This window comes from Xanthobacter sp. DMC47, from assembly GCF_056313845.1.
In genome coordinates this window covers 210,847-232,442 of sequence record NZ_JBQUZM010000004.1, presented here as the reverse complement: position 1 = coordinate 232,442, position 21,596 = coordinate 210,847, and the positions used below count along the sequence as shown (strand labels likewise).

Annotated in this window: 16 protein-coding genes; 11 read left to right on the top strand and 5 right to left on the bottom strand. The window is 67.7% G+C overall.

Going from position 1 to position 21,596, the window contains the following annotated elements; genetic code table 11:
- The first annotated feature begins 53 nt into the window (after positions 1-53).
- The gene (locus ACT54R_RS12865) at positions 54-2,138 is read left to right on the top strand and encodes an acyltransferase family protein (RefSeq protein ID WP_476326846.1); all 2,085 of its coding nucleotides are present in this window, start codon (positions 54-56) and stop codon (positions 2,136-2,138) included.
- A gap of 226 nt (positions 2,139-2,364) precedes the next feature.
- Positions 2,365-4,416: an acyltransferase family protein gene (locus ACT54R_RS12860; RefSeq protein WP_476326844.1), complete on the top strand. Its 2,052-nt coding sequence runs from the start codon at positions 2,365-2,367 to the stop codon at positions 4,414-4,416.
- A gap of 43 nt (positions 4,417-4,459) precedes the next feature.
- On the opposite strand, the gene ACT54R_RS12855 is transcribed toward ACT54R_RS12860, so the two are convergent.
- From ACT54R_RS12855 to ACT54R_RS12835, 5 genes are all read right to left on the bottom strand, one after another.
- Positions 4,460-4,771: an SCP2 sterol-binding domain-containing protein gene (locus ACT54R_RS12855; protein WP_394112326.1), complete on the bottom strand. Its 312-nt coding sequence runs from the start codon at positions 4,769-4,771 to the stop codon at positions 4,460-4,462.
- 302 nt (positions 4,772-5,073) lie between these two features.
- Positions 5,074-6,864: an acyl-CoA dehydrogenase C-terminal domain-containing protein gene (locus ACT54R_RS12850; RefSeq protein ID WP_476326842.1), complete on the bottom strand. Its 1,791-nt coding sequence runs from the start codon at positions 6,862-6,864 to the stop codon at positions 5,074-5,076.
- 124 nt (positions 6,865-6,988) lie between these two features.
- Entirely contained in the window at positions 6,989-9,331 is a 2,343-nt protein-coding gene (locus tag ACT54R_RS12845; RefSeq protein ID WP_476326840.1) for a 3-hydroxyacyl-CoA dehydrogenase/enoyl-CoA hydratase family protein, read from the bottom strand.
- Positions 9,332-9,341: 10 nt separating this feature from the next.
- Positions 9,342-10,487, bottom strand: coding sequence for a thiolase family protein (locus ACT54R_RS12840; RefSeq protein WP_476329175.1), 1,146 nt, complete (start codon positions 10,485-10,487; stop codon positions 9,342-9,344).
- Positions 10,488-10,714: 227 nt separating this feature from the next.
- Positions 10,715-11,152 carry a MerR family transcriptional regulator gene (locus ACT54R_RS12835; RefSeq protein ID WP_168456809.1) on the bottom strand — a complete coding sequence of 146 codons (438 nt, stop codon included), beginning with the start codon at positions 11,150-11,152 and terminating at the stop codon, positions 10,715-10,717.
- 363 nt (positions 11,153-11,515) lie between these two features.
- Between ACT54R_RS12835 and ACT54R_RS12830 the strand changes: the two genes are divergently transcribed.
- The 9 genes from ACT54R_RS12830 (at position 11,516) to dxr (ending at position 21,538) form a co-directional block, all read left to right on the top strand.
- Positions 11,516-12,913 (top strand): outer membrane protein transport protein, encoded by a 1,398-nt coding sequence (locus ACT54R_RS12830; protein WP_168456810.1) that lies wholly within the window; start codon positions 11,516-11,518, stop codon positions 12,911-12,913.
- 183 nt (positions 12,914-13,096) lie between these two features.
- Positions 13,097-14,749: a long-chain-fatty-acid--CoA ligase gene (locus ACT54R_RS12825; RefSeq protein ID WP_476326838.1), complete on the top strand. Its 1,653-nt coding sequence runs from the start codon at positions 13,097-13,099 to the stop codon at positions 14,747-14,749.
- 157 nt (positions 14,750-14,906) lie between these two features.
- On the top strand, positions 14,907-15,911 hold the full coding sequence (locus ACT54R_RS12820; RefSeq protein ID WP_168456812.1) for a 30S ribosomal protein S2: 1,005 nt from the start codon (positions 14,907-14,909) through the stop codon (positions 15,909-15,911).
- A 123-nt stretch (positions 15,912-16,034) separates the two neighbouring features.
- Positions 16,035-16,958 (top strand): translation elongation factor Ts, encoded by a 924-nt coding sequence (gene tsf, locus ACT54R_RS12815; protein WP_168456813.1) that lies wholly within the window; start codon positions 16,035-16,037, stop codon positions 16,956-16,958.
- A gap of 23 nt (positions 16,959-16,981) precedes the next feature.
- Complete coding sequence (pyrH, locus tag ACT54R_RS12810) at positions 16,982-17,752, top strand: UMP kinase (protein WP_024279301.1); 771 nt, start codon at positions 16,982-16,984, stop codon at positions 17,750-17,752.
- 277 nt (positions 17,753-18,029) lie between these two features.
- The gene (gene frr, locus ACT54R_RS12805) at positions 18,030-18,593 is read left to right on the top strand and encodes a ribosome recycling factor (protein ID WP_476326835.1); all 564 of its coding nucleotides are present in this window, start codon (positions 18,030-18,032) and stop codon (positions 18,591-18,593) included.
- A gap of 134 nt (positions 18,594-18,727) precedes the next feature.
- Positions 18,728-19,540, top strand: a complete 813-nt coding sequence (locus ACT54R_RS12800; protein ID WP_476329173.1) for an isoprenyl transferase — start codon at positions 18,728-18,730, stop codon at positions 19,538-19,540.
- A 5-nt stretch (positions 19,541-19,545) separates the two neighbouring features.
- Positions 19,546-20,358 carry a phosphatidate cytidylyltransferase gene (locus ACT54R_RS12795; RefSeq protein WP_476326833.1) on the top strand — a complete coding sequence of 271 codons (813 nt, stop codon included), beginning with the start codon at positions 19,546-19,548 and terminating at the stop codon, positions 20,356-20,358.
- 10 nt (positions 20,359-20,368) lie between these two features.
- Positions 20,369-21,538 carry a 1-deoxy-D-xylulose-5-phosphate reductoisomerase gene (gene dxr, locus ACT54R_RS12790; RefSeq protein WP_476326831.1) on the top strand — a complete coding sequence of 390 codons (1,170 nt, stop codon included), beginning with the start codon at positions 20,369-20,371 and terminating at the stop codon, positions 21,536-21,538.
- The last annotated feature ends 58 nt before the right edge of the window (positions 21,539-21,596 follow it).

The window sequence follows — 21,596 nt, the reverse complement described above, 5'->3', positions numbered from 1 at the left end:
TGAGGCGAGGTTTGCGCGCGGGCGGCTGCGCGCCTTGATCCGGGGGCGGGGGCATGAATCTGAAGTATCGGCCGGATATCGATGGCTTGCGCGCCGTCGCGGTCGTGGTGGCGCTGCTGTTTCACGCTCACATTCCCCCGTTTCGCGGCGGCTTCATCGGCGTCGATATCTTCTTTGTCCTCTCGGGCTACTTGATTACCTCCATCCTGTATAGCGACATGATGAAGGGCGAGTTCTCGCTCGTCGATTTCTACGATCGCCGCATCCGGCGCATCTTTCCCGCGCTGTTCGTGGTGCTGCCGGTGACCACCTTCATCGCGGCGTTCCTGCTGATGCCGCGGCAGATGGTGCTGTTCGCGCAATCCATCATTCCCTCGGCCCTGTTCTACGCCAACATCCACTTCCAGGGCCTGATGAACTATTTCGGCCCCCAGGCCGACGAGACGCCGCTGCTCCATCTGTGGTCGCTGGCGGTGGAGGAGCAGTATTACATCTTCTTCCCGCTGCTCATGTTCGCCTTCCTCAAGACCGGCGGGCGGATCACCCTCGGCCCACGGCGCATGGCGATCCTCGGCTTCCTCGTCATTGCGGTGGTTTCCGGCGTCTATGCGGAGATGAGCGCGCGGACCCAGCCGACCGCCTCCTTCTTCCTGCTTCAGAGCCGCGCCTGGGAGCTGCTCGTCGGCGCGCTGCTCGCGCTGGTGCACATGCCGAAGGTGTCGGAGAAGACGGCGAACTGGATCGGCGTGGCGGGCCTGCTCGGCATCGTCGTCCCGGTCTTCGCCTACAGCCACGACATGACGTTCCCCGGCCTGTCCGCGGCTCCCATCGTGTTCGGCACGGCGGCGGTGATCTATGCCGGCACCATCAATCCCGCCGGCTATGCCAACTTCCTGCTTAGCCGGCCGAAGGTGGTCTATGTGGGGCGCATCTCCTATGCGCTCTACCTCTGGCACTGGCCGCTGCTGGTGTTCGGCAAGACCTACATGGGCCGCGCGCTGACCTATTTCGAGGCCGGTGGCATGCTCATCCTGGCCTTCATCTTCGCCTCCCTGTCGCTGAAATACGTGGAGACGCCGTTGCGCCACGCCGGCTCGCTCGGCGGCAAGCGTCGGGCGCGGTTCGCGGCGGGCATCATGGCCATGGCCATGACGCTGGCCGTGGGCGTGCTGTTCGAGCGGCTGGGCGGCGGCTTCTACCCCATCTCCCCGCTGGGCGCCCGCGCCGAGGCGGCACTGGAAGACAGGAGCCCCTTCAGCCGTTCCTGCAACAATTCGCCCAAGGGCTTCAGGGCCGCCGCGCTGAACCCGGCCTCGGCCTGCTCGGTGGGGCCGGGCGCGGCGAAGGGCGAATACGACGTGGTGGTGTGGGGCGACTCCCACGCCGGTGCCTCCTTCGTCGGCATCGCCGAGCAAGTGGCAGCCCTCGGCCACACCGCCCGCCTCCAGACCATGGCCGGCTGCCCGCCCCTGATTGGCGGACAGGCCCATCGCGACGACATGCCGAGCTGGACCTGCACCGCCTTCAACGCCGAAGTGCTGCAGGAAATCCGCCGCATCAAGCCTAAGGTAGCTGTGCTGGTGGGACGCTGGGCCATGTGGACGACCAAGGCCGGCCCCGCCTTCACCCTCACGTCCGACGAGGTGCCGGGTGGCGGCGTGCGCTCGCGGGATGTGAGCCAGAAGGTGTTCGCCCACATGCTGGACCGCACGATGAAGGAACTCTCCGGCCTCGGCATCCATGTGGTTCTGGTGGGCCAGCCGCCGGAGTTCGCCCGCTCGCCGGGCCGCTGTGTGGCCGAGAAGGAGTTCTACAACCGCAGCAAGCTCGGCAACTGCCTCGAACTGCCGAGCGCAGCGGTGGAGAAGGTGGTGGGCGTCGGCAACGAGATGATCACCAAGGCGGCGGCGAACTTCCCCGGCACCACCACCTTCCTCCTCTCCGACGTCTTCTGCCGCAACGGTACCTGCCGCGCCGGCGAGGGCGAAAAATTCTACTATGTGGACGGCGACCACCTGTCCGCCACCGGCTCCCACCACATGAGCCAGGACCCCGCACTTCGCACGGCCCTGCTCAAGGCGCTGGGCGAAGGCGGCAACACCAGCGCATCGCTGGCCCCCGCGACGGCCAAGGACTGACCAAGCCGGGTTGGGGCAACGGACCGCTCCGCCGGTTCCCGTCTACCCCCTGCGGCCCCGCTCTTCGTAAGCGGGAGCTTAGCCTGCCAGAGCCTCGCCGAACGCTGCGTCAGCCCAGAATGGGCGGCGCGGCGGGTGTCCGCGTGATTTGCCCAAGCCGGATTTTGACGGTAAGGCGGTCGCCGCGGGGGCGCGCGCGTCGGGTGCGCCGATCAAGGACACCAGGATGAGTCTGGCCTACCGGTCCGACATCGACGGCCTCCGGGCCATCGCCGTCGGCAGCGTGGTTCTGTTCCATGCACGCATTCCGCCCTTTACCGGCGGCTATATCGGCGTCGACGTCTTCTTCGTCATCTCCGGCTTTCTCATCACGTCCATCCTCCATCAGGAGATGACGGCGGGCACCTATTCGCTGGTGGATTTCTACGACCGCCGCATCCGCCGCATCTTCCCCGCGCTGTTCCTGATGATGGCGGCGACGACGCTGTTCGCGGCGCTCATCCTGATGCCGCGGCAGATGCAGGGCTATGTGGGCACGCTGGTGCCCTCGGCCCTGTTCTTCGCCAACATCCATTTCGAGAGCCTGCTCAACTATTTCGGCCCCGCCGCCGACGAGGTGCCGCTGCTGCACCTGTGGTCGCTGGCGGTGGAGGAGCAGTTCTACATCTTCTTTCCGCTCGTCCTGTTCGTGCTGATGAAGCTCGGCGGCCGCCGGCTCGCGGTCGGCGTGCTCGCCTGCATCGCGCTGGGCTCGCTCGCCTATGCCGAGAGCATCGTGGAAAGCGAGCAGTCGGCCGCCTTCTTCCTGCTGCAGAGCCGGGCGTGGGAGCTTCTGGCAGGCTCGCTTCTCGCCATGGTCGCGCTGCCGCGCCTGCCGGAAAGGGCGGCGTCCTGGCTCGCCATCGCAGGGGCGTTGGCCATCGTGGTGCCGGTGTTCGCCTACGACAAGCAGACCGTCTTCCCCGGCCTGTGGGCGCTGCCGCCGGTGCTTGGCGCGGTGGCGATCATCCTGTCCGGGGGCTTCGCGCCGAACGGCATCGTCGCGCGCGTGCTCAGCCTGAAGGGCATGGTCTATGTGGGCCGCATCTCCTACGCGCTCTATCTGTGGCACTGGCCCATTCTGGTGCTCTTCGCCATCTGGAAGGGGCGGCACTCCACCTATATCGAGTCCGGCATCCTGGTCCTGCTGGCCGGCCTCATCTCCGGCCTTTCGCTGAAATATGTGGAGACGCCGCTCCGGCGCGGCAGCGCGCTGGGCGGGCGGAGGATGCTGCGCATCGGCGCCGGAGCCTGCGCCATTCTGCTCACGGTGGGCGTCGCCCTCGCGCTCCAGAAGGCCGGACGGGGCGTATTCCCCATCTCGCCGCTGGGGGCGGCGGCCGAGGCAGCGGCGGACGACCGCAGCCCGTTCCAGCGTACCTGCAACAACAACGCCCGCTTCTGGACGCCCGACCAGATGCAGCCCATCGCCACCTGCGCGGTCGGCCCGGGGGCGGCGAAGGGCAGCTACGACGTGCTGGTGTGGGGCGATTCCCATGCCGGCGCGACCTTCCTCGGCCTCGCGGAAATCGTCGAGAAGCTCGGGCTCACGGCACGGCTCCAGACCATGGCGGGCTGCCCGCCGCTGATTGGCGGGATCGCGCGGCAGGAGCATAATAACGGCGCCGTCTGCGCCAGCTACGTCGCGGCCGTCATGGACGAGATTCGCCGCGTGAAGCCCAAGGTGGTGGTGCTGGTGGGCCGCTGGTCCATCTGGACGACGCGGTCAAACCCCGGCTTCTCCCTCGTCAGCAACGAGATTCCGGGCGGCATGACGCGGGACCGGGCCACCAGCAAGCAGGTGTTCGCCCACATGATGGAGCGCACCGTCGCCGAACTGCGCCAGATGGGGCCGCAGGTGATCGTGCTGGGCCAGTCGCCGGAATACAAGCCAGCGCCGGCCGGCTGCGTCGCGACCCACGAGTTCAACCGGACGGCCGGCGCCGAAGACTGCATGAGCCAGCCGCGCGCCGCGGCGCTGGACATCGTGGGCTTCGGCAACGACGTCATCTCCGCCACGGCGAGCCGGCATCCCGGCGCTTCGGCCTTCCGCATGGCCGACATCTTTTGCCGGGACGACCGCTGCACGGCCGGGGAGGGCACGCGCTTCTTCTATGTGGATGGCGACCACCTCTCTGTCACCGGCACGCGCCATGCGGCCGAGGACAAGGCCCTGCGCCAGACCCTGATTCAGGCGCTCGCCGCCGGTGGCGCGACCACCGCGACGGCGAACGACTGAGGGCGAAAGCCCGCGGGCGGAAAGTCGGGACGGACGGCCCGGCTCAGTCCTTGTCGAGCAGGCCGGCGAGCTTGAGGGCGACGCCCTGCGAGCCTTCCACCTTCAGCCGGCCGGTTGAGAAGGCCATCATCGGGCCGATTCTGCCGGTGATGAGCTTGTCCAGCGTATCGGTGGAGAGCTTCAGCACCGCATCCGCCTCGCCCGTGCCCTCGCCCACCTCCACGCCGCCGCCGGTGGCATCGAGCAGGATCGCCTCGCCGGTGTCGCTAAGGTCGAAGCGCACCTTGTAGCCAAGCTCCGACAGGGCATCGGCGCGCTCGCGGATGGCTTCGACGAGGGAGGAAAGATCGGCCATGGACTGTCCTTGTGAGAGGCCGCCCGAACCCTCTCGGGGAGTTCAGGGCCGCGGTGAACGTCTTGGGCCCCAATCACTGGCGTCATGGCCGGGCTTGTCCCGGAAGTCGGCTGTTGCCGACTTCCGCCCCGGCGAACGGAACCCGCAAACAAGCGGGTTCCGGCCATCCACGTGGATAGGCCGGGAACCATATCCACAGGGTGGATCCGGCGGACCGACGTGGATGCCCGGCAAAAGGCCGGGCATGACGATGAGAGCGGGCGACGTGAAGATAACAGAGGCGAGGCGCGTGCGCCTGAAGATCAGAACATCGCCTCGTCGAGCGCCATCATGGCGCCCTTGCCGGCCTTGATGGACCCCCACAGGGCGGCCACGTCCGGCAGGAGCTTCTCCATGAAGAAGCGTGCGGTGACGATCTTGGCATCATAGAAGGCCGCGTCGTCCGGGTTGGAGACGCGCTTCTCATAGGCCACTTCCGCCATGCGTACCCACATGTAGCCCAGCGCCACGAGGCCGAACAGCCGCAGGTATTCGGTGGCGGCGGCGCCGGCCTCCTCCGGGTCCTTCAGCCCCTTTTCGGCGATGTGGGCGGTGGCGAGCTGCAGCGCGCCGAACGCCTTGGACAGGGGCGTGATGAGAGGGCCGAGATTCTCGTCGTCCAGCTTCGCATCCATGTAGTTCAGCACAGGATGGAAGAAGGAGCGCAGGTAGCGGCCCATGTGCGCCGGCAGCTTGCGGCCCACGAGGTCGAGCGCCTGCACGCCGTTGGTGCCCTCGTAGATCATGGCGATGCGGGCATCGCGCACATATTGCTCCATGCCGTGGTCGCGGATGTAGCCGTGGCCGCCATAGACCTGCATGCCCATGGAGGTGGCCTCGAAGCCGAGGTCGGTGAACAGCGCCTTCACGATGGGCGTCATCAGCGCGGTGAAGTCCTCGGCGCGCTTCCGCTCTTCCGGGTCTTCCGCCCGCTCCATCAGGTCCAGCGCGCGGGCGACCCAGCCGGCGAGCGCCCGGCAGCCCTCATTGTAGGCGCGCATGGTCATCAGCGTGCGGCGCACGTCCGGATGGACAATGATGGGGTCGGCCGGCTTGTCCGGGTGCTTGGCGCCGGAAAGGGCGCGGCCCTGCAGGCGCTCCTTGGCGTAGACGACGGCGGCCTGATAGGCGGCTTCGCCCAGTCCGAGGCCCTGCGTGCCCACCGAGAGGCGCTCCGAATTCATCATGGCGAACATGGCGCGCATGCCCTTGTGGGGCTCGCCCACCAGCCACCCGGTGGCCTCGTCGAACGACATCTGGCAGGTGGACGAGCCGTGGATGCCCATCTTGTGCTCGATGCCGGTGCACAGCACGCCGTTGCGCGGGCCGACCGAGCCATCCTCCTTCGGCAGGAATTTCGGCACCAGGAACAGGGAGATGCCCTTGATCCCCTTGGGCGCGTCCGGCAGGCGGGCGAGCACCAGGTGGACGATGTTCTCCGTCATGTCCTGCTCGCCGGCGGAGATGAAGATCTTGTTGCCGGTGACCTTGTAGCTGCCGTCCGGCTGCGGCTCGGCCTTGGTGCGCACGAGGCCGAGGTCAGTGCCGCATTGCGGCTCGGTGAGGCACATGGAGCCGGACCACACGCCATCCACCATCTTCGGCAGGAAGCGCTCCTTCAGCTCCTCGGAGGCATAGGCCTTCAGCGCCTGATAGGCGCCGTGTGTCAGGCCGGGGCAGATGCCGAAGGCGAGGTTGCCCGAGCAGAGCATCTCCTCCACAAGCTTGTTCACGCTCGCCGGCAGGCCCTGGCCGCCATATTGGGGATCGCAGGCGATGCCGTTCCACCCGCCCTCGCGGAATGCGGCGTAGGCTTCCTTGAAGCCCTTGGGCGTGCGCACCACGCCGTTCTCATAGGTGCAGCCCTCGAGGTCGCCGGACTGGTTGAGCGGCGCGAGCACCTCGGTGACGAACTTGCCCGCCTCCTCCAGCACCGCATCGATGAGGTCGGGCGAAAGCTCCTCCAGCCCCTTGAGCCTGCTCAGCTCGGCGCTGCCGTGCAGCTCGTGGAGGACGAAGCGCATGTCGCGCAGCGGGGGGGTATAGACCTGCATGGCGTTGGCTCCCGTTTTGGTTTCCGCCTTTGCACGCGCCGGCTTTCTGGCCGGGGGCGGGGCGGACTGCATGTAACCGCCGTCGCCCTCCGGCTTGACCGGAGGGCGACGGCGCTCGCGCCCCTCAGTTCCTAAGCGGCCGCCCGGTTTCGAGCACGTGCTCGATGCGGTCCAGCGTGGCGGTGGTGCGGATGAGCTTCATGAAGCCCTCCCGCTCCAGCTCCAGCAGCCGCGCCGCCGGCACCGGGGCGATGTGATCCGCGTCGCCGCCGGTGAGCACTTCCGCCAGCGCAGAGGACACCACCTTGTCGTGCTTGGTCGCCATGCCGCGCTTGGCGAAGCCTTCCACGGCCATGTCCATGGCCACCTTGCCGGCGGGGCCGGGCAGGAAGAATTCCACGGGCTTGGGCGGCGCGTACCCATCCACCATGGCGAGGGCCTTGGCCTTGGCGTCGGCGAGGAGCCGGTCGCGGTTCATGGTGATGCCGTCGCCCTCGCGCAGGAACTTCAGCTCCTTCGCCTCGGCGGCGGACTTGGCGACGGTGGCGGTGGAGACGGTCTCGAACACCTTCGAGGGGGCCGGCATGGGTCCCTTCGGGAATTTCGGGTCGGCCGCCCAGCGCTCCAGCATGGCGGTGCAACCGCCCCAGGCCGGCAGAACGCCCACTCCGCATTCCACAAGCCCGATGTAGCTCTCGGCATGGGCCTGAACCGCACTGACATGCAGCAGAATCTCGCACCCGCCGCCGAGGGCCATGCCGGACGGCGCCGCTACCACGGGGAAGGGCGCGTACTTCACATCCTGATAGGTCTTCTGGCCTGTGGCGACCAGCTTCTCGACTTCGCCGAAGGCGCCGATGTTGCAGGCGAACAAAGCAAGGCCGAGATTGGCGCCGACGGAGAAGTTCGTGCCCTCATTATAGATAACGAGCGCCTTGTACTTGTCCTTCACCAGCTTCAGCGCCTTTGCGAGCATCGTGATGATGCCCTCGTCCAGCGAATTGCTCTTGGAGGTGAACTCCAGGCACACCACGCCATCGCCGATATCCCACAGCGCCGCCGATCCGTTCTTGGCCAAAGGCCGGGACTTCAGCTTGATGTCGGCGAGCAGCAGCACACCCTCGGGACGGGCGATGTCGCGGTAAATGCCGTCGAGGCCAAGGTATTGACGCTGGCCGTTTTCCACCCGGTAGAAGGGCTTGTCGGCGGCGAGCGCCAGCGGCGGCGGCACCTCTTCCCCGTCCGCCTTCAGGAGGTCGATGAGGCGGGCCGCGCCGATCTTGTCGATCAGCTCGAAGGGCCCCGATTTCCAATTATATCCCAGGCGCATGGCATCATCGATGGCAACGATGTCATCGGCCGCTTCGGGCACCAGCCGCGCGGCATAGGCCAGCGTGCGCACCATCACCGCGCGGGCATAGCGTCCGCCTTCTCCGGGGGCGGAGAGGAGGGCGAATAGGTCCCGTCCGCCGCCGTCCTCCAGCTCCGCGACCTGCGCCTTGGCTTGCGGGCGATAGACGCCGGTCGAGAGGTCGATGGCCTCCTTCAGCTTCTGCCCGCCGTCACGGTTGAGGCGGTAGAAGCCGCCCTTGCCCTTGCGGCCGGTGTAGCCGGTCGAGATCATCTTCTCGATCAGCGGCTCGTCGCGAAGCGTTGCGTGGAACGGATCCGCGGCCGGCAGCGCCCGCTTGAGCGAGCCCTGCACGTGGGGCATCAGGTCGAGGCCCACGAGGTCGATGAGGCCGAACACGCCGGTCTTCGGGAAGCCGAAGGGGCGGCCCATCACCGCGTCCGCATCCTCCACCTTCAGGCCCAGCGCGAAGGCCTCGCCCACGGCCAACTGAAGCCAATAGGTGCCGAGCCGGTTGGCGATGAAGCCGGGCGTGTCCTTGCACATCACCACCGCTTTGCCGAGCTTCACATCGGCAAAGCGGGCGACGGCGGCCACGGTGTCCGGGTTCGTCTCCGGCCCCGAGACGATCTCCAGCAGCCGCATGTAGCGGGGCGGATTGAAGAAATGGGTGATGAGGAAATCGCGGCGGAAGCTCTCGGGCAGACCCGCCGTGAGGTCCGCGAGCGGAATGGTCGAGGTGTTGGAGGACACGGCCGAGCCCGGCCGGCGCGCCGCCTCGATCTTCGCGTAGAGCGCCTGCTTGAGGTCGAGGCGCTCGATGATGGCCTCGATGATGAGGTCGCAGTCCGCGATGTCGGCGAGGTTGTCCTCGATGTTGCCGGGCTTCACCAGCTTCGCCGCGGCCTTGGACATGAAGGGCGCGGGATCGGCCTTCAGCAGCTTCTCCACCGCCTTTTCGGCGATGGCGTTGCGGTTGCTCGCGCCCTCGGGAACGATGTCGAGGAGCAGCACCTCCACGCCCGCATTGGCGACGTGGGCGGCGATGCCGGCGCCCATGACGCCGGCGCCGATGACGGCGACCTTCTTGATTTCGCTAGCGTTTTCCTGGGACATCCGGCCCTCCTCAGACGCGCTCGAGGATGGTGGCGATGCCCTGTCCGCCGCCGATGCACTGGGTGGCGAGGGCATATTTGCCGCCCTCGCGCTTCAGCAGCGACGCCGCCTTGCCGACGATGCGCGCGCCGGTGGCGCCGAGGGGATGGCCGAGGGCGATGGCACCGCCGTCGAGGTTCAGCACCTCGTCCTTGATGCCGAGTTCCCGCTGGCAGGCGAGGGCCTGGGAGGCGAAGGCCTCGTTCAGCTCCACCACCTCGATCTCGGACACGTCGATGCCGGCGCGGGCCAGCGCCTTCTTCGTCGCGGCGACGGGGCCGATGCCCATGATCTCCGGCGCGCAGCCGGCCACCGCCACGCTGCGAATGCGGGCGAGGGGGGTGAGGCCGTTCTTGTGCGCATAGTCCTCCGAGCAGACCAGCACCGCCGAGGCGCCATCGGTGAGCGGGGAGGAGGTGCCGGCCGTCACCGTGCCATGTTCATCGAAGGACGGCTTGAGGCCGGCGAGGGCTTCGAGCGTGGCGTCGCGGCGGATGCAGCCGTCCTGGTCCACGGTCTTGTTGACCTTGCCATTGGCCTTGATGGCGACGATCTCGTCCTTGAAGCGTCCTTCCGCCTCGGCTTTCGTCGCCTTCTGGTGGCTCTTGAGGGCGAAGGCGTCCTGGTCCGCGCGGGTGATCTGCCACTTGGCCGCGACGTTCTCGGCCGTGTCGCCCATGCCCATGTAGGCCTGCGGCATGGACTTGGCGAGCGCAGGGTTGGGCATGATGTTGAAGCCGGTCATGGGCACGCGGCTCATGCTCTCGATGCCGGCGCAGATGAACACTTCGCCGGCGCCGAGCTGGATCTGCCCGGCAGCGTTGTGAACCGACTGCATGGAGGAGCCGCAGAAGCGGTTCAGCGTCACCCCGGCGACACTTTCCGGCAGCCCGGCGATCATCCCGATGAGGCGGGCGACGTTCAATCCCTGCTCGGCCTCGGGGAAGGCGCAGCCCACGATCAGGTCCTCGATGTCCTCGGCCTTCACGCCCGTGCGGGCGACGAGATCGGCCACCACCTGGGCGGCGAGGTCATCGGGGCGCACGCGCGCCAGATCACCCTTCCTGGCGAGGGTGAAGGGCGAGCGGGCATAGCCTGCAATCACGACGTTGCGCATCGGCGCGTTCATTGGGCTCTCCTGCCTGTCCATTGTTGTCTTCCGCCGCTTTGGTGCGACGGATATTCCTGGCGTCCGCCACCACTCGGCGCGGTGGCTTGGCCTTGCGGCCGGTCCTCGGGGCATGGGGGAGCGCACCGCGCGAATGGAAAATCCGCCCGGGGAACACCCACGGAAAACTCAGGATGGCCTGCGTTCCACCCGGCCGCGGGCCGGATGGTGCGGGCCTAGCTGGCGGCCTTCTGGTCGCCGGTCTCGCTGGCGAGGGCAGACAACGCCTGGTCCTCGATCTCCTTCAGCTCGATGATGGTCTCCTCGAGGGCGAGGCGCTGGTCCTCCAGCATCTCGAGGCGGTCCTGCACCTTCTTGAGCAGCAGGCGGATCTGCTCGCTCTGGCTTGGGTCGAGGTCGTAGAGGTCGAGATAATCCTTGATCTCGCGCAGCGAGAAACCGAGGCGCTTGCCGCGCAGGATCAGCGCCATGCGGGCGCGGTCGCGCTTGGTGTAGACGCGCATGGTGCCGGCGCGGCGGGGGGTGATGAGCCCCTTGTCCTCGTAGAATCGGATGGTGCGCGGCGTGACCGAGAGATCCCGCGCCAACTGCGTGACGGTAAAGAACGTGTCGGTCAGAGCGGGCGCGCCGCCACGTTTGCCAGAGGATGCCACCGGTTCACCTATACGTCACTCAGTCGCCCTGAAGATACATGCTTTGACCTTCTCCGCAAGACCCGTTTGGCAGATGACGGAACGGTTGCCGCTTCACAAGCGGCGGAGCCGGAGCGCGCCATAAGCCCGTGGATAGACGCCGCCCGCGCGCCGAGATTTCTGGACAGCCGCGCTGTCGCTTCGGCACTGTTGCAGCGGCGCAACGCCCATCGACTTCCCCAGCGTCGAGAGCCGATACGCTGCAGGAAGCCGGTTGACGGATCATTCGCGAACGGCATGCTGGGTGACGTATAGGGCACCGATAAAACGTATAGTGCACCGCAGCGTGCCGGGCCCGGAGGAACAGCCGAGGAGGGGCAATCAATGACGATGCACATGCGTGCCGGGCAGTCCGTCGCCAAAGCGGTGCGAGCCAAGCAGCGGCGCGACCGGACCGGCACCGACCGGGCGAGCCGCCTCGCTCCGGTTCTCGCCGCCTCCGCGGTCGCGATCCCTGTCCTGTTCGCGGCGGCGACGGCGCAGGCCGGCGGCTTCGGGCTTCGCGAGCAGAGTTCCTACTATCAGGGCACGTCCTTCGCCGGCACGGCGGCCGGCGGCGACGGCCTTGCCTCCATGTTCTGGAACCCCGCGGCCATCAGCTTCAATCCCGGGCTGAACGTGGAAGGCAACGTCACCTATATCGCGCCGCACGCCTCCATCGACGTGTTCGCGGCCGGGGCGCCCATCACCGGCACCAGCCTCGGCAATGTCGGCGTGAGCGACATGGTGGACAACGGCACCCTGCCGACCTTCTTTGCCACCTATGCGTGGGACAGGTGGGCGATCGGCTTCGGCGTCACCTCTCCATACGGTCTCGTCACCGACGCGCCGTGCAGCTGGTCCGGCCGCTATTACGGCTGCTACAGCAGCATCTTCGACATGAACGCCCAGCTCTCGGTGGCCTACAAGCTCACCGACTGGATGACCATCGGCGGCGGGCTCAACGTCAATTACATCAACGCCAAGCTCACCAACGCGCAGTTCGCGGGCTTCGCGCCGCCGTCCAACAATCTCTATGCCCAGGTCAACGGCGACGACATCGGCTACGGCGTCAATCTCGGCGTGCTGTTCACGCTGGCGCCCGGAACGACGCTCGGCATCGGCTACAAGTCGCAGATCTCGCAGACGCTCAACGGCATGCTGGACGTGTCAGTCGCCAACATCATTCCGGTGAAGAGCGCCAACGTGACGGCCGGCCTGACGCTGCCCGATCAGGTCACGGCCTCGTTCCGCTCGAAGCTCGATCCCCAGTGGACCGTCCTCGGTACGGTGGAGTGGACCAACTGGTCGACGGTCCAGGAACTGACGGTGAAGGCCGCAGGTCTGCCGGTCAGCACCCTCGACCTCCAGTGGAACGACGGCTGGTTCTTCTCCGGCGGCGTCGAATACCAGTGGGATCCCAAGCTCGCCCTGCGCGCCGGCGTCGGCTACGAGCTGACCCCCGTGCCCGATTCCACGCGCTCGCCGCGCCTGCCCGACACCAACCGGTTCTGGCTCTCGGGTGGCCTCACCTACAACTTCTCGTCTCAGTTCTCGGCGGACTTCGCCTACACCCACATCTTCGGCGAGACGAGCCCGATCCTCCTCACCCCCGCCGATCCGGCCAACGCCCTGCGCGGAACTCTGGTTGGCCAGGTGAGCAACGGCTACGTGGACATCATCTCCGTGGGCCTGCGCTACAAGTTCGACGCGCCCCAGGCGGCGGCCCTCATCACCAAGTAGGGCCTGAGTGTTCCCGGCGGCGTCCGCGCCGCCGGTTTCCGCGTAGCCGACCCGGCACAATCCGCCTTTCCGGCGCAATCGCGCGCCAGCATTCTTGAATCACGGCGTTGCTGACCCGACGTCGGAGATCACGCCGCCGGCTTGCCCAAGAAAATAGAAGAGCGCCGGCGCAGGAGGGACATCATGCTCCATCGCACCGATGCCGCGCCCATCGTCATCTCACCCGTTCCCGAGCTTCTGGACGCCAGTGTCGCCGCTCACGGCGCGAAGCCGGCGCTGAGCTTCCTGGGCCGCAAGTGGACCTATGCGGAGGTCGGGGCCGCGGTGGACAGGGTCGCGGCGGGGCTCCAGGCCATGGGGGTCCACAAGGGCACCCATGTGGGCCTGTGCCTGCCCAACACGCCCTATTCCGTCATCTTCTTCTTCGCCGTGATGAAGGCCGGCGGCACGGTGGTGAACTTCAGCCCGCTCTATGTGGAGCGCGAGCTCAGGCACCAGATCCGCGATTCCGGGACCACCATCATGGTGGTGCCCGACCTCAAGCTCATCCATTCCCGCGTGGTCGCGGTGGCGCACGAGGCGGGGCTGAAATCCATCATCGTCTGCCCCATGGCGGGCATCCTGCCGTTTCCCAAGGGACTGCTCTTCAACCTGTTCAAGCGCAAGGAGAAGGCGGCCTACAGCACTGGTGACGGGCTGCATGTGGAGTACGCCTCCCTCCTGAAGCACGGTGATCGCCCCGAGCCGGTGGAGGTGGACCCGGCCAGGGATCTCGCGGTGCTGCAATACACCGGCGGCACCACGGGCGTGCCCAAGGGCGCCATGCTCACCCACGCCAACGTCTCCGCCAATGCCCGCCAGCTGGTCCAGCATGCCGAATGCGAGCGCATCGGGGTGAAGCGGGTGCTGGGGGTGCTGCCCCTGTTCCACGTCTTCGCCATGCAGACGGTGATGCTGATTCCCATCTGCCTCGGCGCCGAGATCATCCTGGTGCCACGCTTCAACCTCACGTCGCTGCTCGACGACATCGAGCGCGAGAAGCCCACCATGTTCCCCGGCGTGCCGACCATCTACGCCGCCATCAACAATGTGGGGGACATCGAGAAGCGCGACCTGTCCTCCCTCACGCTCTCCATCTCGGGCGGCGCGCCGCTGCCGCTCGATGTGCGGACGCGCTTCCAGGAACTCACCGGCTGCCCGCTGGTGGAGGGCTATGGCCTCTCCGAAAGCTCGCCGGTGGTGAGTGCCAATCCGCCGCTCGGCGTGGTCAAGGATGGCTCCGTGGGCACTGCGTTGCCGCAGACGGTGATCGAGATTCGCGACCTCGCCGATTCCACCCGCCTGATGCCGGTGGGCGAGAAGGGCGAGGTGTGCCTGCGCGGGCCGCAGGTGATGGCGGGCTACTGGAACCGCCCGGACGAGACGGCCGCCGTCTTCGTCGATGGGGCGCTGCGCACGGGCGACGTCGGCTACCTTGATGAGGACGGCTATCTGTTCCTCGTGGACCGCATCAAGGACGTGATTCTCTGCGGCGGCTACAACGTCTATCCGCGGATGATCGAGGAGGCGCTCTACCTCCATCCGGCCGTGGCCGAGGCGGTGGCCATCGGCATTCCCGACAGCTATCGCGGCCAGGCGCCCAAGGCCTTCGTCACCCTGCGCCAGGGCGCCGAGGCGACGCCGGCCGAGCTGATGGAGTTCCTTTCCGCCCAGATCTCCAAGATCGAGATGCCCAGGGCCGTCGAGATTCGCGAGAGCCTGCCGAAGAGCGTGGTGGGCAAGCTCTCCAAGAAGGAACTGGTGGAAGAGGAGCGGCAGCGCGCCGCCGGAGGGTGAAAGGGGCGACGCGCGCCCCGCCCATACTTGCCTATCAGGCCCACCTCGTGTATGTGCCCGACCCATTCCGCACGCGGACACAGGCCAGATCGGCCATCCGGTGCCTATCGCCATTGGCGAAGGTACGTCCGCGGAGGCTCAACCGGAGAATACCAAAGTGGCTCTTCCCGACTATTCGATGCGTCAGCTCCTCGAAGCTGGCGTGCATTTCGGACATCAGTCCCACCGCTGGAACCCCAAGATGGCCCCGTACATCTTCGGCGTTCGCAACAACATCCACATTCTCGACCTGTCGCAGACCGTGCCGGCGCTCCACCGCGCCCTGCAGGCCGTGTCCGACACCGTGGCCCAGGGTGGCCGCGTGCTGTTCGTGGGCACCAAGCGCCAGGCGCAGGAGCAGGTGGCGGACGCCGCCCGCCGCTCCGCCCAGTATTATGTGAACTCCCGCTGGCTCGGCGGCATGCTCACCAACTGGAAGACCATCTCCAACTCCATCGCCCGGCTGAAGAAGCTGGAGGAGATGCTTGCCGCCCCCGAGGCGTCTTCCGGCTACACCAAGAAGGAGCGCCTGACGCTCTCCCGCGAAAAGGAGAAGCTGGACAAGGCGCTCGGCGGCATCCGCGACATGGGCGGCCTGCCGGACCTGCTGTTCGTGATCGACACGAACAAGGAAGACATCGCGGTGAAGGAAGCGCAGCGCCTCGGCATCCCGGTGGCCGCCATCCTCGACACCAATTGCGATCCGGACGGCATCGCCTATCCGGTCCCGGGCAACGATGACGCCGGCCGCGCCATCCAGCTCTACTGCGACCTCGTCGCCCGCGCCGCAATCGACGGCATCGGCCGCGGTCACAGCGATCTCGGCTACGACGTGGGCGCCGAAGAGGCCCCGCTCGTGGAGGACCTGCCGGCCGAGACCAGCGTGTGGTCGTCGTTCGAGCCCCTCTCCGGTCCCCGCGGCGTTGCTGACGACCTGAAGAAGCTCACCGGCGTGAGCCCCGAGATTGAGCAGAAGCTCAACGATCTCGGCGTGTTCCACTTCGGCCAGGTGGCCGGCCTCGATGCCGTCGACGCCCACCGCATCGGCGAAGAAGTGGGCCTTCCCGGCCGCGTGGACGGTTGGGTTGCCCAGGCCAAGGAGCTGTCTGCCGAGGTCGAGTGACACCCGTCACCGACCTTGTCGCAGATCTGAAAACGAATCGAGAGTAATGGGGCGCGCACCGCGCCCCCACGGCCGGCTCGGGCGCACCGTGGCCGGCCGTGGCGCGAGAAGAAGGGATTGAACATGGCTGCGATCACCGCCGGGCTCGTGAAGGAACTGCGCGACAAGACCGGCGCAGGCATGATGGACTGCAAGTCCGCGCTCACCGAGACGAACGGCGACGTCGAGGCTGCAATCGACTGGCTGCGCAAGAAGGGCCTCGCGAAGGCCGCCAAGAAGGCTGGCCGCGTGGCCGCCGAAGGCCTGGTGGCGGTCGAGTCCTCCGGCCACTACGCCGCCGCCGTCGAGGTGAATGCCGAGACCGACTTCGTGGCGCGCAACCCGGACTTCCAGGCATTCGTGCGTGAGGTGGCCAAGGTCGCCCTCAACACGGACGGCTCGGTGGAGGCGGTCGCCGCCGCCAAGTTCCCGGGCGAGGACGTGTCCGTCGCCGACCGCCTGACCGCGCTCATCGCCACCATCGGCGAGAACATGACGCTCCGCCGCTCGGTGAAGCTCACGGTCTCCAAGGGTGTGATCGCTTCTTACGTCCACGGCGCCGTGGTCGAGGGCCAGGGCCGCATCGGCGTGCTGGTGGCGCTCGAGTCCGAAGGCGACGTGGAGAAGCTCTCCACCCTCGGCCGGCAGATCGCCATGCACGTGGCGGCCCTCAACCCGCTGGCGCTCGACGCCTCCGGCATCGACGAGAGCACCATCGCCCGCGAGAAGGCCATCCTGCTCGAGAAGCACCAGGGCAAGCCCGCCAACGTGCAGGACAAGATCGCCGAAAGCGGCATGAAGAGCTTCTTCAAGGAGAACACCCTCCTCGACCAGCCCTTCGTGCATGACGGCTCCAAGTCCGTTGCCCAGGTGCTGAAGGAGGCCGAAGGCCAGGTCGGCGCGCCGGTCAAGCTCACCGCGTTCGTGCGCTATGCGCTCGGCGAAGGCATCGAGAAGGAAGAGACCGACTTTGCGGCCGAGGTGGCCGCCGCCGCCGGCCAGTCCTGATCGCAGGCGGGGAGGGGGCTCCCATGACCGCCATCTCCGACGACTCGGACTATCCGGAACCCCCGGCGCCCTTCGCGGCGCCGGGACTGCCTTATCCCCGCATCCTGGTGAAGGTCTCCGGCGAAGCGCTGATGGGCGCAGAGCCTTTCGGCCTGCACCCGCCCACCGTCGCCCGCATCGCCCGTGACCTCGTCGCCGCCCGTGCGGCGGGGTGTGAGGTGGCGGTGGTCGTCGGCGGCGGCAACATTCTGCGCGGCGCGCGGGTGGCCGATGAGAATCTCGACCGCGCCACCGCCGACCACATGGGGATGCTCGCCACCGTCATGAACGGCCTCGCGCTGGAGCGGGCCATCGAGGCGGCCGGCGCCCCGGCGCGGACCCTTTCCGCCATCCCCATGCCGACGGTGTGCGAGCCCTACGCCCGCCAGCCGGCCATGCGGCACCTGCGGCGCGGCCGCATCGTCGTGCTCACCGGCGGAACGGGAAATCCCTATTTCACCACCGACACCGGCGCCGTGCTGCGCGCGGCCGAGCTGGACTGCGACGCGGTGCTGAAGGCGACCAATGTGGACGGCGTCTATTCCGCCGATCCCAAGCTCGATCCCTCGGCCACACGCTACGACCGCATCACCCACGACGAGGCGCTGTCCCGCGACCTCAAGGTGATGGATGCGGCGGCGTTCGCGCTTGCCCGCGAAGCGGCCTTGCCGATAATCGTTTTCTCCATTCGTGAGCCCGGCGCCATCGCCACGGCAGCGATGGGGGAGGGACGCGTCACGGTCGTCGCGCCCTGATCGGGCGAGACGGACCGCGACTTGAGTTTTCCGGAAGGACAGGGGGCGCTGTCGACGGATGCAGGTAGAAGGCTGGGGCCTGGGCATCGTCCTGGTCGCACCGCGTGCGGCATGGCCACCGAATTGCCGTGCCGTCCTGTCATGTCCGCGCAAGCCGCAACCTCGACCAGGGCTCCTCCGCCGCGCCTTTCCCGCCAGGAACCGCGCGTTCGCATGGAATCAGAAACGTTTCCGTGCGAATGAAGCGTGCCCGCGATCTTGAAGACAGAGGATAGTCATGACCACCGGGACCTTCGACATGGCCGATCTCAAGCGCCGCATGCAGGGCGCGGTCGGCGTGCTCAGGGACGAACTGGGCGGCCTGCGCACCGGCCGCGCTTCGGCCAGCCTGCTCGAGCCCATCACGATCGAGGCCTATGGCGCGCGAATGCCCCTGAACCAGGTGGCCACCGTCTCTGTGCCCGAGGCCCGCATGCTCTCCGTGCAGGTGTGGGACCGCGGCATGGTGAACGCCGTCGAAAAGGCGATCCGCGATTCGAATCTCGGCCTCAATCCGGCGACGGAAGGCCAGGTGCTGCGCCTGCGCATCCCTGAACTCAACCAGGAACGGCGCCAGGAACTCGTCAAGGTTGCGCACAAGTATGCCGAGGCCGCCCGGGTGGCGGTACGTCATGTGCGTCGGGACGGGATGGACCTGCTGAAGAAGCTGGAAAAGGACAGCGAGATGGGGTCCGATGAGCTGGAGCGCCTCTCCAAGGACGTCCAGAAGGCGACCGACGAGACCATTGCCGACATCGACCAGACGCTCGCCCAGAAGGAAAAGGAAATCCTCTCCGTCTGAGGGCAGCGGCAGCGCGAGGCCAGGGAAGTGGTAGGCACGCGGTTGACTGGGACGCGGTTGACCGGCGCCGGTCAGTCGCCACGGTTTGAGAACCAACGCGGTTTGAGGACGAAGGTGTGAGCCCTGAGCAAGCCATGACCGTGCGCGCCGCAAGCGAGACCGCCGTCCCCGGCCGGACGTCGCCGGCTGCGCCGGCGGCCGCCGGTCAGCCGACGCCTGCCGGGGCGCCACGGTGCGTTCCCGTCCATGTCGGCGTCATCATGGACGGCAACGGCCGCTGGGCGACCTCGCGCATGCTTCCGCGGGTGGAAGGGCATCGCCGCGGCGTGGAGGCCCTGCGCCGCTGCGTGCGCGCGGCCCGCGAAATCGGTATCCGCTTCCTCACCATCTACAGCTTCTCCGCGGAAAACTGGTCGCGTCCCGTCACCGAGGTGACGGAGCTGATGCGGCTGCTGAAGTTCTTCCTGCGGCACGATCTCGCCGAACTGAATTCCGCCAATGTGCGGGTGAAGGTGATCGGCGAGCGGGCGGGGCTTGCCCCGGACATCCGGCAATTGCTGGACGATGCCGAGGCACTGACCTGCACCAACACCGGATTGACGCTGGTCGTCGCCTTCAATTATGGCGCCCGCCAGGAGATCGCTTCTGCCGTGGCGCGCATCGCTGCGGACGTCGCGGCCGGGCGGGTGAAGCCCGAGGACGTGGACGTGGAAATGATCTCCCAGCGGCTCGAAACCGCAGGCATCCCCGACCCCGACCTCATCGTGCGCACCTCCGGCGAACAGCGGCTGTCCAATTTCCTGCTGTGGCAGGCCGCCTATTCGGAATTCGTGTTCCTGCCCATCTACTGGCCTGACTTCGACAAGGCCGCCCTCATCGCGGCCATCGACGAATATGCCCGGCGCGACCGGCGGTTCGGCGGCGTGACGCCTCGCCCCGGACCCTGACCCACGTGCATTTCGGCTCTGATCTCAGGCATCGCACCCTTTCCGCCCTCGTGCTGGTGCCGCTGGTGCTCGCGGCAGCCTGGTACGGCGGCATCCCGTTCGCGGTGCTGTGGGTGGCAGCCGGGCTCCTCGTCCTCAATGAATGGGCGGACGTCGCCCGCCTCGAGCATCGCGTGGCCTATCTCGGCCTCGGCGGCCTGGGCCTCGTCGCCGGCGGCGTGCTGGCCGTGATGGCGGAGCCGACCTGGGCCTTCAGCGCAGCCGTGCTGGCCGCCGCCGCCTGCACCCTCGCGGTGCCTCGGCAGAGCGCCTGGGCCATGGCCGGGGTGCTCGCCGCCGCCAGTGCAGCGCTGCCCGTGGTCGTCCTGCGGGGCGCGTCGCCACTGGGTTTTTCTGCGGTGCTTTATCTGTGCGCCATCGTCTGGGCGACCGACATCTTCGCCTATTTCACGGGCCGCGCGCTGGGTGGGCCGAAGCTGTGGCCCCGGGTGTCGCCGAACAAGACGTGGTCCGGCGCCATCGGCGGAACCGTGCTCGCCACCCTTTGCGGCCTCGGCGTCGCCTACGCCTCCGGCGCGCCGGCCCTGTTGCCGGTCGCCGGCCTCTCCCTCCTGCTCAGCATCGTCAGCCAGGCCGGCGACCTCGCGGAATCGGCGGTGAAGCGCCTGTTCGGCGTGAAGGATGCGAGCCGGCTCATTCCCGGCCATGGCGGGCTGCTCGACCGGCTGGACGGCTTCGCCGCCGCAGCCCTGCTGGCGGTCGTCGTCGCCGTGCTGCGCAATGCGGGCGACCCGGCAGCCGGACTGCTTTTGTGGTAGGACGCTCCCCATGAAACGTCTTTCCGTGCTCGGGGCCACCGGCTCCATCGGCCACAGCGTGCGCAAGGTGCTCGCGGACGCGCCCGGCCTCTTCGCGATCGAGTCGGTGGCCGGCGGACGCGATGCCGCCGCCCTTGCCGAGACCGCCCTGGCGCTGGGTGCCCGCTTCGCCGCGCTGGCCGATCCCGCGGGCGGCGCGGCGCTCAGGGAGGCACTTTCCGGCAGCGGCATCGAATGTGGCGCCGGCCCCGAGGCGGTGCTGGAAGCCGCGCGTCGCGAGACCGACGTGGTGGTGAGCGCCATCGTCGGCTGCGCCGGGCTCGCGCCGACGGTCGCGGCTTTCGCGCCGGGCCGGCGCATCGCGCTCGCCAACAAGGAATGCCTGGTCGCCGCCGGCGCCTTCTTCATGGCCGAGGCGGCGCGGCTCGAAACCGAAATCCTGCCTGTGGATTCGGAGCACAACGCCATTTTCCAGGCGCTGGCGGCCGGTCCCCACAAGGCGGTGGAGAAGATCACGCTCACGGCCTCCGGCGGTCCGTTCCGCCTCAAGAGCCGCGAAGAGATCGCCCGGTCCTTGCCGCAGGATGCGTTGAAGCATCCCAACTGGAACATGGGCGCCAAGGTCACCATCGATTCCGCGACCCTCATGAACAAGGGGCTGGAACTGATCGAGGCCCAGCACCTGTTCGCCGTCTCGGCCGAGCAACTGGACGCGGTGGTCCATGCCGAGTCGGTGGTCCACGGCCTCGTTTCCTTCATCGACGGCTCGGTGACGGCGGGGCTGGCGCTGCCCGACATGTGCGTGCCCATCGCCCATTGCCTCGCTTATCCCGAGCGCGTCGCGACCTCCTGCCGCAAGCTCGACCTCGTGGCCCTGGGGCGCCTCAGCTTCGAGGCCCCGGACGTGGCGCGATTCCCGGCGCTGGGCCTCGCCCGCGAAGTGCTGAAGCAGGGGGGAATCGCAGCGACCGTGCTCAATGCGGCGAACGAAATTGCCGTCGCGGCCTATCTCGAAGGGCGGATCGGTTTCTACGGCATCACCGACATCGTCGGGGCGACCCTCGACCGGATCAACGGTGGTCCGGCACCGGCAAGCATCGATGATGCGCTGGAGGCCGACCAAATGGCGCGCCGCACGGCCTCCGGACTTCTGCCCAAGTTTGCCGCAAAGGCATCCTAAGAGCAGTTTCCCGTCGCACAGCTCCGGCCTGCCGAGGCTGGCGGGTGCGGGATAAGTG